Raw genomic sequence first — 11126 nt, 5'->3', positions numbered from 1 at the left:
GCTGCCGGACCATGTCCGGCAGCACCCCGCGTTCCCTCATTCCGCGAGGGTCGGGATGTGCGCCTCGCGACGGTGGCGCAGCCAGACCGCTCCCAACGGCGGAAGCGTCAGGTGCGCACGTCCTCCCTCACCGGCGTGCACGACGCCGAAGTTCCCCACGCCCGATCCACCGAAGTCGTCCGCGTCGCTGTTGAGGATCTCCTCCCACACACCCGGCTCCGGCAGATCGAGCTCGAAGCCGTGGACGGGGACGCCGGAGAAGTTCGAGATCGACACCACCGTGTTGCCGTGCCAGTCGCGGCGCGCGAAGGAGATCACGTTGGGGTTCCAGCTCGGTGCACCGAGCCGGTGGAAGGCGGCGCCGTCGCTGTCGCGCGACCACAGCGCCGACTGATCCCGGTACACACGGTTGAGGCTGCCGACGAACCGCTGGAGTGCGGCGTGCGACGGCTGGTCCAACAGCCACCAGTCCAGAGAACGACCCTCGGACCATTCGGACATCTGCCCGAACTCCTGCCCCATGAACAGCAGCTGCTTACCCGGGTGAGACCACATGTACGCGAGGAACACGCGGAGGTTGGCGAGCTTCTGCCAGTGGTCGCCCGGCATCCGTGTGAAGAGGCTGCCCTTTCCGTGGACGACCTCGTCGTGGCTGATGGGCAGGACGAAGTTCTCGCTGAAGGCGTACACGAAGGAGAAGGACAGCTCACCCTCATGGTGCGAGCGGTACATCGGGTCACGCTTGATGTACTGCAGCGTGTCGTTCATCCACCCCATGTTCCACTTGAACCCGAAACCGAGACCGCCGTGGTCGGTGGGCGCGGTCACACCGGGGAAGCTCGTGGACTCCTCCGCGATCATGGCGATCCCCGGGTAGCGCTTGTAGGCGGTGGCGTTCACCTCCTGGAGGAAGGAGATCGCCTCCAGGTTCTCCCGACCACCATGGACGTTCGGGACCCACTCGTCCGGCTCCCGCGAATAGTCGAGATAGAGCATGGAGGCCACCGCGTCGACCCGGAGTCCGTCGACGTGGAACTCCTCTATCCAGTACAGGGCGTTGGCGACGAGGAAGTTCCGCACCTCCCGACGTCCGTAGTCGAAGATGTAGGTCCCCCAGTCCTTGTGCTCGCCGCGCCGCGGATCCGGGTGCTCGTACAGCGCCTCGCCGTCGAACCGGGCCAGAGCGAACGAATCCTTCGGGAAGTGGCCAGGGACCCAATCCATGATCACGCCGATCCCGGCCTGGTGAAGTCGGTCGATGAGGTACCTGAGGTCATCCGGAGTGCCGAACCGGCTGGTCGGGGAATAGTAGCCGGTGACCTGGTAGCCCCAGGACCCTCCGAAGGGGTGCTCCGCGAGCGGCATGAACTCGACGTGCGTGAAGCCCTGAGCCGTGACGTAGTCGATGAGGCTGTCGGCCGCCTCGCGGTAGGTGAGACCGGGGCGCCACGAGCCGAAGTGGAGCTCGTACACCGACATGGGGGCGCTGAGCGGCGTGCTCCGCGCCCGCGCCTCGAGCCATGCGGCGTCCTGCCATTCGTAGTCCGAATGCGTGACGACGGACGCAGTGGCCGGCGGGACCTCCGCCCAACGCGCCATCGGGTCGGCCTTGGTCACCCATTCGCCGTAGCGGGAGAGGAGCTCGAACTTGTAGACGGCGCCGACGTCGAGCACCGGGATGAACAGCTCCCAGACACCGGTGGACCCCATCGAGCGCATCGCGTGGCCCTGACCGTCCCAGCCGTTGAAATCGCCGACGACGCGCACGGCCTGCGCGTTCGGCGCCCACACGGCGAAGGCCGTTCCGGGGACACCGTCCTGGGTGCGGACGTGAGCGCCGAGCACTTTCCACAGCTGCTCGTGCCGACCTTCCCCGATGAGGTGAAGGTCGAGCTCGCCCACGGTGGGGGTGTGCGCGTAGGGGTCCGCGGCGACGTGGACGGTGCCGCCGTCGTACGTCGCCTCGATCTCGTAGGGGCCGGGCGCGGCGGCTCGGCGCCCCTCCCAGATACCGCCGCGAACGTGGGTGAGCTCGACGCGCTCCCCGTCCGCGAAGACTGCCGTGACGGTCTCCGCGAGCGGGCGTCGGGCGCGCATCGCCCAACCCTCGGCTACCGGGTGCAGCCCGAGGACGGCATGCGGGTCGTGATGCGAGCCGGTGGCGACGGCATCCCAGACGTGGTCGTGATCGCTCATCGGGTCTCCTTGACGTGAAGGATGTGCACGGGCTCGGTGAAGGCGTCCAGACGGACGAAGTTGTGGTCGGCCCACGTCCAGCGCGCACCGGAGAGGAGATCCTCCACCTCGTAGGCGTCGCCCGCGGGGACACCCCACACGGTGGTGTCCAGATGCACCATCGTCTCCCGGACGGAGTGCGGGTCGGTGTTCACGACCACGATGATCGTGTCGGACTTCCCGCTCGGAGACAGATCGCCGTCGAGATGCTTGGAGTAGACCAGCACGGCGTCGTCATCGCTCCAGTGCACGCGGAGATTGCGGAGCTGACCGAGCGCCGGGTGGGTCCGTCGGATGTCGTTCAGGCGGCCGAGGAAGGGCGCGAGGGAGTCGCCGCGTTCCACGGCGCCGTCCCAGTCGCGCACCTTGTACTCGTACTTCTCGTTGTCGATGTTCTCCTCGGAACCCGGTCGGGCCACGTTCTCGTACAGCTCGTAGCCGGCGTAGACGCCGTACGTGGGAGCCGCGGTCGCGGCGATGACGGCGCGGATGCGGTAGGCGGGACGACCGCCGAACTGCAGGTACTCGGTGAGGATGTCGGGGGTGTTCACGAACAGATTCGGGCGGAGGAAATCCGCCGTGTCCCGCGCGAGCGACAGGAGGAACTCCTCGAGCTCGACCTTCGTGTTCCGCCAGGTGAAGTACGTGTAACTCTGCTGGAATCCGACCGACGCGAGGGACTGCAGCGGCGCGGGCCGGGTGAACGCCTCGGCGAGGAACACGACGTCGGGGTGCTCCGCGTTCACCGTCGCGATCAGCCACTCCCAGAACTGCAACGGCTTGGTGTGGGGGTTGTCCACCCGGAAGATCTTCACGCCCTGATCGATCCAGTGTCGAACGACGCGCAGCGCCTCCGCACGGATGCCCTCGGGGTCGTTGTCGAAGTTGATGGGGTAGATGTCCTGATACTTCTTCGGCGGGTTCTCGGCGTATGCGATGGATCCGTCCGGGAGCGTCGTGAACCACTCCGGGTGCTCGCGCACCCACGGGTGATCGGGCGCCGCTTGGAGAGCGAAATCCAGAGCCACTTCGATCCCCGCCTCCCGTGCGGCCGTCACGAACGCCCGGAAGTCCTCCAGGGTCCCCAGGTCGGGATGCACGGTGTCGTGACCGCCTTCGTCCGATCCGATCGCCCAGGGCGAGCCGGGATCACCGGGCTGCGGGTCGAGCGTGTTGTTCCGGCCCTTCCTGTTGATCCGCCCGATCGGGTGGATCGGCGGCAGGTAGAGCACGTCGAACCCCATGTCCGCGACGGCGGGGAGTCGCCGGATCGCGGTCTGAAACGTTCCGCTGCGGATCTGACCGTCCGCGAGGACCTCCGCTCCCTCCGAGCGCGGGAAGAACTCGTACCACGCGCCGGAACCGGCGCGGTCGCGCTCGACCAGGAGCTCGCGCTGTTCACCCACGGTGTAGAGAGAGGCGAGAGGCCGAGCGTGCATGAGCGCGGCCAGCTCGGGGTCGCGAACGATGACGAGCGCACCGTCGGTGTCCACGGCGGCGTCGCGCAGGGCGGCTGCGGCGCGGACGAGTCGCGCGCGCTCAGCCTTCGCGCGTGCCTTCTGGGAACCGGCGCGTTCGAGGAGCAGAGCGCCCATCTCGCGCATGAGCTGTTCGTCGACCCCCGCCGCGATCTTGAGGTCCGCCGCGTGCTGCCAGGTGGCGAAGTCGTCGGCGAACGACTCGAATCGGAACATCCACGTCCCCTCCTGCACCAGCGCCACCTCCGTGGTCCAACGGTCGAAACCGTCGCCGAGAGCGCGCAGGCGGTGCAGCGATACGTCGCCGTCGGGCGCGGTCAGACGCACGAGCACCCCGATTCGATCGTGTCCTTCCCGGAACGCCGTCACCGTGAAGGGGACGACCTCGCCGGCGAACGCCTTGGGTCGGAACGGCCCCCATGGCACGGAGGGATGGGGCTTCGCCAGCGGGATGCGGACGCTCCGGGTCGCCTCGCCGCCGGCCTGGGGCGGGGCGTCGAAGACGGGAAGCGAGCTTGCGCTTCGCCAGGGACGGGGATGCGCGACGCGCGTTGTCGTAACCACGCTCCGAACCTACATCGGCCCCGTCGGGGTCGACAGGCTCTTGCGGAGTGTCACTCGGCCCGGAACAATCTCATCGCCGTCGGGGACAGCGACACCGTGTCCCCGGGGGCGCAGATCTCGACATCCGCCGAGGGGTGCTCATCGGCGCTGGACCACAACGGGACGTACCGGGACACCCCCTCGATCTCGGGCAGGGTCACGTCGATGGGCTCCTCGTTGCCGTGGATCATCAGCAGGATGCGGTTGAGGGCTTCCTCTTCGGGCGTCGAGGTGGCGACGTACTGCAGGGTCCGGTGCGCGGGATTCGTCCACTTCTCGTGCGACATGGTGCGGCCGTGTTCGTCGTACCACTCCATCACGGATGCCGAGGGGGTGTGCTCGCCCGAGCGCGCGAATCGCCGCGGGCGCAGTGCCGGATTCTCGCGACGCAGGCGCGTGAGCTCCCGCACATGGGCCGCGAGGTCCTCCTGCCACGGGGCGTGGTCCCACGACAGCCAGGTGAGGGGGGAGTCGTGGCAGTAGGCGTTGTTGTTCCCGCGCTGGGTACGGCCGAACTCGTCGCCCGCCGTGAGCATGGGTACCCCCGCGGAGAAGAGCAGGGTGCCGAGGAGGTTGCGCATCGCCCTGCGCCGCGTGGTGAGGATCCGAACGTCGTCCGTCGGCCCCTCCGCGCCGTGGTTGAAGGATCGGTTCGTGTCCGCCCCGTCGCGGTTCTGCTCTCCGTTGCCCAGGTTGTGCTTGACGTCGTAGGAGACGAGATCCCGGAGGGTGAAGCCGTCGTGCGCCGTCACGAAGTTCACGCTCGCCAGGGGTCCGCGCTCGGCCGTGAACGTGTTGGAGGACCCCGCCAGGCGGGTGGCGAATCCGCCGATGCCGACAGGTGCCGTCGACGCCCGTCGGGCGTAATCGACATCGCTCAGCCAGAAATTGCGCACACGGTCGCGATACCGGTCGTTCCACTCGCTCCAGCCGGGGCCGAAGTTCCCCGTCTGCCACCCTCCGAGACCGACATCCCACGGTTCGGCGATCTTCTTGACGTCGCGGAGCGCATCGTCCTCGAGGATCGCCTGCAGGAGCGGATGCTCGGGGGTGAAGGTGTGATCGCGGTCCCGCCCGAGCGTGACGGCGAGATCGAACCGGAAGCCGTCGATCTGCACATCGCGCGCCCAGTACCGCAGCGAATCGAGGACGAGGCGGGCTGCGGCATCCGTGGACGTGTCGACGGCGTTCCCGCATCCCGTCACGTCGATGTACGCGCCGTCGGCGCCCTGACGGTAGTACGCGCTGTTGTCGATCCCTCGCAGACTCGACCGCGGACCCCCGATGCCCTCCTCGGCGGTGTGGTTGTAGACCACGTCGAGGATCACCTCCAGGCCCGCTTCGTGCAGGAGACGCACCATCCCCTTGAACTCCCGCAGCACCGCCTCCGGACCGGCCGCGCGACTCTCAGCGGTCGCGTACGGCGCGTGCGGGGTGAAGAAGTTCAGGGTGTTGTAGCCCCAGTAGTTCGTCAGGCCGTGCTGCAGGAGGCGCAGCTCGTTGCCGAAGGCGTGGACGGGCAGGAGCTGCACGGCCGTGACTCCGAGGGAGTGGAGATGCTCGATCATCGCCGGGTGGGCGAGTCCCGCGTACGTCCCGTGCAGGGCCGGCGGAACGGCCGGATGACGCTTGGTCAGGCCCTTCACATGCGCTTCGTAGATCACGGTCCGATCCAGCGGCGTGGCGGGCTTGGTCACCCCACCCCAGTCGAAATGTCCTTGCACGGCCACCGAACGCCATTCGCCGATACCGTTGTCGGTCACGCCGCGCGAGTACGGCTCCACCAGCAGGGTGTTCCGGTTGAACATGTTCCTCGGACCCTGCGGGCCGTCCACGCGGACGGCGTAGCGGGTCCCCGGGCGGAGCAGCTCGGAATCGACCGACCACACGCCGCCGCCGACGGCGGACATCGGTCGCGTGTCCACGATCCAGTCCGCGTCGACGTCGTCGAACACGACGAGTTCCACCGCGTCGGCGGCCGAGGACCAGACGCGGAGGGTGCCGCCGGCTTCGCCGAGTCGCAGACCGAGATCGTCGAGATCCGCGGCCAGGAGACCGGATGCGGGGGAGGCCGCTGCGGAGAGCGAGGTGCCGAGCATGCGATCTACAGTAGTAACGCGCGGGAGCACCCGGTGGCTGCGGCGCAGGCGAGGGAGGAATGACCGTCTACCTGGATCACGCGGCGGCCACTCCGTTGAGGCCTGAGGCGCGCGACGCATGGCTCGGCGCGCTGACGTCGGTCGGAAACGCATCGTCGGTGCATTCCCACGGTCAGTCCGCCCGGAGGATCCTCGAAGAAGCGCGAGAAGCGCTGGCAGGGGTCATCGGCTGCGAGCCCGTCGAGGTGGTCTTCACCTCGGGCGGCACCGAGTCCGTGAACCTCGCGCTCAAGGGCCTGTGGGGAACCCGGCGCCCCGGCGCCGATGCGATCGTGCTGCCGGACGGCGAGCATCATGCGACACTCGACGCCGTCTCCCATCTCGCCGAGCGGGACGGCGCCGAGGTGCGGCCCGTGCCCCTCGACGTCGAGGGCGGCATCCGCGTGTCCGACTTCTCCGCCGCACTGGAAGGCGCAGCGCTGGCCACCGCCTTGACGGCGAACAACGAGACCGGCACGATCAACGACGTCGAGGCGATCGCCGGCGCCGCCGCGGAGCGCGCCGTCCCCCTCCACATCGATGCGATCGCCGCCTTCGGACACGTCGACGTGGACTTCCGTCGCCTGCGCGGTGACGCGGCGGCGGGCGTGGGCCTCTGCGCCCTCAGCGTCTCCGCACACAAGGTCGGCGGCCCCGCCGGGACGGGCGCGCTGGTGGTGTCGCGGACCGCGACGCTCACCCCGCTCCTCCACGGGGGCGGTCACCAGCGCCGCCTTCGCGCCGGTTCGCAGGACGTCGCCGGTGCCGCCGCCTTCGCAGCCGCTGCGACCGCCGCCGTCTCCGACCTGGCCGCCGAGGCCGATCGCCTCACCCTTCTGCGCGATGAGCTGATCCGCGGGGTGCTCGCCGCTGTCCCCGACGCCCGGCTGCTCGGCTCTCGGGAACGACGACTCCCCGGGAACGTCCACATCCATTTCCCCGACGCCGCCGGTGAGACCCTTCTGTTCCTCCTCGATCAGCGGGGCGTCTCCGTGTCCACCGGGTCCGCCTGTCAGGCGGGCGTGACCGAGCCGTCCCACGTCGTCCTCGCCCTCGGTGAGGACGAGCGGGTCGCCGGGCAGGTCCTCCGCATGACCCTCGGGCACACCAGCACCGCGGAGGACGTCGCCGCCGTGCTGGCCGCACTGCCCGATGCCGTCGCCCGTGCCCGCGCCGCATCCGGGAGACGTCGAGGAACACGCTCGTAGACTGAGCCGATGCGAATCCTTGCGGCCATGAGTGGAGGCGTGGACTCGGCTGTGGCCGCCGCCCGCGCGGTGGATGCCGGGCACGACGTCGTCGGGGTGCATCTCGCCCTGTCCCGTGCCGGTGGCGCGTTGCGCACGGGCAGCCGTGGGTGCTGCACGATCGAGGATGCGATGGACGCTCGGCGCGTCGCCGATCTCCTCGGCATGCCCTTCTACGTCTGGGACTTCTCGGAACGCTTCCGTGACGACGTCATCGACGACTTCATCTCCGAGTACCGTGCCGGCCGCACTCCGAATCCCTGCATGCGGTGCAACGAGAAGATCAAGTTCGCCGCGCTGCTCGAGCGTGCGCTCGAGCTCGGCTTCGACGCGGTGTGCACCGGCCATTACGCCGTCGTGCACGAGGGCCCCCGGGGCTGGGAGCTGCATCGGGCGTCGGACGCCGCGAAGGACCAGTCCTACGTGCTCGGCGTTCTCACGCAGGAACAGCTGGCCCACACGGTGTTCCCGTTGGGGACGACGCCGTCCAAGGAGATCGTCCGCGCCGAGGCGGAGGCGCGCGGGCTCCGTGTCGCGCGCAAGCCCGACAGTCACGACATCTGCTTCATCCCCGACGGAGACACCCGCGGCTGGCTCGCCGACAAGGTCGGGACGGCACCGGGGCCGATCCTCGATTCCGACGGCGTCGAGGTGGGGCGACACGACGGCGCACACGCGTACACCGTCGGCCAGCGGAGAGGTCTCGCTCTGGGCACTCCCGCACCCGACGGCAGACCTCGATTCGTCCTCGAGGTGCGGCCGGTCACGAACACCGTGGTCGTGGGCCCGAAAGAGGCGCTCGCAATCTCGGAGATCGCCGGCGCGAGACTGTCGTGGGCGGGCCCTGCCCCGGAGGACGCAGCCTTCGCCTGCGACGTGCAGATCCGCGCACACGCGGATCCGGTCCCCGCCCACGCCGCGTGGGGACCCGACGGACTCCGGGTGACCCCGGCGGAGCCCTTCTCCGGCGTCGCGCCCGGTCAGACCGCGGTGCTGTACGACGGGACCCGGGTGATCGGGCAGTTCACGATCGATCGGACCGCATCGGCCGTCCCCGCATGAGTCCCGTGTCGGCACGCCTCTCTAGACTGCTGAGGTGACCGACGCGGAACCCGTGACCCCTGCCGTGGATGCTGCCGTGGAGCGCCTCGATCTCCCGGCCGCGCGGGCGGAGTCAGAGCGGCTCGCCGACCTGATCCAGGGTGCGCGCGACGCCTATTACGGACGCGACGAGGTCCGCGTCGACGACGCGACCTACGACGCCTGGATGCGCCGGCTCGAAGCGCTGGAGCGGCTCCATCCGGAAGTCCAGGGCCAGGATTCGCCCACCCTCTCGGTCGGGGCCGCGTCGAGCACGCTGTTCGCCCCGGTCGTCCACGCCGAGCGGATGCTGAGTCTCGACAACGTGTTCAGCGAAGAGGAGTTCCTCGGCTGGGCGGCCCGCGTGGAGCGGGACGCCGGGCGCGCGGTCCGGTATCTGTGCGAACTCAAGATCGACGGACTCGCGCTCTCGCTCCGATACGAGCGCGGACGTCTCGTATCGGCCGCCACTCGCGGGGACGGTCGCGTGGGCGAGGACGTCACCGAGAATGTCCGCGACATCGGCGGTATCCCCACCGAGCTGCGCGGCTCGGGGCACCCCGCTCTCGTCGAGGTGCGCGGCGAGGTGTTCTTCACGGTGGAGGATTTCGCCGAGCTCAACGACTACCAGGCGTCTGTGGGCGATCGCCTCTTCGCCAATCCACGCAACGCGGCATCGGGGTCGCTCCGGCAGAAGCGCGAGGGCAAGAACGAGCGTCAGCTCGAGGCGATGGTGCAGCGCCTGTCGCGACTGCGCCTGACCGTGCACGGCATCGGCGCGTGGCCCGATCCGCCGGTCGCGACCCAGAGCGAGGTGTACACGCTCCTCGCGTCGTGGGGGCTGCCGGTGTCGGCGCATTTCGCCGTCCGCGACGACGCGGAAGGAGCGGCGGAGTTCATCCGTCACTTCGGAGCGCACCGACACGACGTCGAGCACGAGATCGACGGCATCGTGGTGAAGGTCGACGACCTCGCGCTCCATGCGGAACTGGGTCAGACCAGCCGGGCACCCCGCTGGGCGATCGCGTACAAGTACCCGCCGGAACAGGTCAACACACGACTGCGCGACGTCGTCGTCTCCGTGGGACGTACCGGCAGGGCCACGCCGTTCGCCGTGATGGATCCCGTCCAGGTCGCGGGGAGCGTCGTGCGCCAGGCCACCCTCCACAACCAGGACGTCGTCAAGGCGAAGGGGGTGCTCATCGGCGACACGATCGTCATCCGCAAGGCCGGCGATGTGATCCCCGAGGTCCTCGGACCGGTCGTGGAGCTGCGTGACGGCTCGGAACGCGAGTTCATCATGCCCGAGGCCTGCCCGGAGTGCGGCGCGACCCTGGCTCCGGCGAAAGAAGGCGACATCGACCTGCGATGCCCCAACACCCGGACCTGCCCGGCGCAGGTGCGCGGCCGTGTGGAGCACATCGGATCGCGCGGCGCGCTCGACATCGAGGCGCTCGGCGAGGTGACGGCGGCCGCGCTCACCCAGCCCGTGGTCCCCGCGCACCCGGTGCTGGAGACGGAGGCCGCGCTGTTCGACCTCACGCTCGAACAGCTCGTGCCGATCGAGGTCCTGGTGCGCGACGCCGAAACGGGCGCGGTGAGAGTGGACGAGCAGACGGGGGAGCCGGTGCGGCGGGCGCCTTTCCAGAAGCTCGGTCCCGCGACCTATCCGCCCGGAACGGACGACTGGGACGCCGCGACCCGACGTCGCGCGGGCGTGCGCAAGACGCACCGCGCTGTGCTCCCGTCCGAACAGGCGGTGAAGCTCCTCGCCGAGGTGGAACGGGCGAAGACGAAGGACTTCTGGCGCTTTCTCGTCGCCCTCAACATCCGACACGTCGGTCCCGTCGCCGCCCGCGCTCTGGCCGACTGGTTCGGGTCGATCACGGCGATCCGCGCATCGTCCCGGGAGGAGCTCGCCGCCGTCGAGGGCGTGGGCCCCACGATCGCGGACGCGATCATCGATTGGTTCGAGGTCGACTGGCATCGCGAGATCGTCGACCGGTGGGTGGCCGCGGGCGCGCGGCTCGAGATCCCCGGCCACCCCGGCCCCGGCGCGCGCGTCGTGCACGGGGGTGTCCTGGAGGGCCTCACCGTGGTCGCCACCGGTTCCCTCGACGGATACAGCCGGGAGGGTGCGCAGGAGGCGATCATCGCCGCCGGCGGGAAGGCGGCCTCCAGCGTGTCCAAGAAGACCGATTTCGTCGCCGCCGGCCCCGGCGCGGGGTCCAAGCTCGCGAAGGCCGAAGCGCTCGGCATCCGGGTGATCGATGCCGCACAGTTCCGGCTGCTGGTCGAGGAAGGTCCGTCGGCACTCGACGGCTGAGTGGCGCGGGTCGCCTCTT

At 69.5% G+C, this 11126-nt stretch carries 6 protein-coding genes; 3 read left to right on the top strand and 3 right to left on the bottom strand.

Annotation, left to right across the window (positions count from 1 at the left end; genetic code table 11):
• Positions 1–36: 36 nt before the first annotated feature.
• From glgB to glgX, 3 genes are read right to left on the bottom strand one after another with little or no spacing between them, the layout of a single operon-like run.
• Entirely contained in the window at positions 37–2196 is a 2160-nt protein-coding gene (glgB, locus tag KZC50_RS11980) for a 1,4-alpha-glucan branching protein GlgB (RefSeq protein ID WP_310891816.1), read from the bottom strand.
• Entirely contained in the window at positions 2193–4277 is a 2085-nt protein-coding gene (locus KZC50_RS11975) for an alpha-1,4-glucan--maltose-1-phosphate maltosyltransferase (protein WP_375294600.1), read from the bottom strand. The genes glgB and KZC50_RS11975 overlap by 4 nt, the downstream gene beginning before the upstream one ends.
• 50 nt (positions 4278–4327) lie before the next feature.
• Positions 4328–6415 (bottom strand): glycogen debranching protein GlgX, encoded by a 2088-nt coding sequence (glgX, locus tag KZC50_RS11970; RefSeq protein WP_310891815.1) that lies wholly within the window; start codon positions 6413–6415, stop codon positions 4328–4330.
• A 59-nt stretch (positions 6416–6474) separates the two neighbouring features.
• Between glgX and KZC50_RS11965 the strand changes: the two genes are divergently transcribed.
• From KZC50_RS11965 to ligA, 3 genes are read left to right on the top strand one after another with little or no spacing between them, the layout of a single operon-like run.
• Positions 6475–7662, top strand: a complete 1188-nt coding sequence (locus KZC50_RS11965; protein WP_301132823.1) for a cysteine desulfurase family protein — start codon at positions 6475–6477, stop codon at positions 7660–7662.
• Positions 7663–7671: 9 nt separating this feature from the next.
• Positions 7672–8763 carry a tRNA 2-thiouridine(34) synthase MnmA gene (gene mnmA, locus KZC50_RS11960; protein ID WP_310891814.1) on the top strand — a complete coding sequence of 364 codons (1092 nt, stop codon included), beginning with the start codon at positions 7672–7674 and terminating at the stop codon, positions 8761–8763.
• A gap of 34 nt (positions 8764–8797) precedes the next feature.
• Complete coding sequence (gene ligA, locus KZC50_RS11955; RefSeq protein ID WP_375294599.1) at positions 8798–11107, top strand: NAD-dependent DNA ligase LigA; 2310 nt, start codon at positions 8798–8800, stop codon at positions 11105–11107.
• Positions 11108–11126 lie beyond the last annotated feature (19 nt).

Origin of the sequence: Microbacterium aurantiacum (assembly GCF_031625015.1) — a bacterium.
Lineage (GTDB): Bacteria > Actinomycetota > Actinomycetes > Actinomycetales > Microbacteriaceae > Microbacterium > Microbacterium aurantiacum.
The sequence above is the reverse complement of the archived record's forward strand: the minus strand, read 5'-3'. Positions and strand labels throughout refer to the sequence as shown.

Bases quoted from the DNA above. Each gene is read 5' to 3' on its own strand.
- glgB (WP_310891816.1), bottom strand. From the start codon at position 2,196: ATGAGCGATCACGACCACGTCTGGGATGCCGTCGCCACCGGCTCGCAT.
- mnmA (WP_310891814.1), top strand. From the start codon at position 7,672: ATGCGAATCCTTGCGGCCATGAGTGGAGGCGTGGACTCGGCTGTGGCC.
- KZC50_RS11965 (WP_301132823.1), top strand. From the start codon at position 6,475: ATGACCGTCTACCTGGATCACGCGGCGGCCACTCCGTTGAGGCCTGAG.
- glgX (WP_310891815.1), bottom strand. From the start codon at position 6,415: ATGCTCGGCACCTCGCTCTCCGCAGCGGCCTCCCCCGCATCCGGTCTC.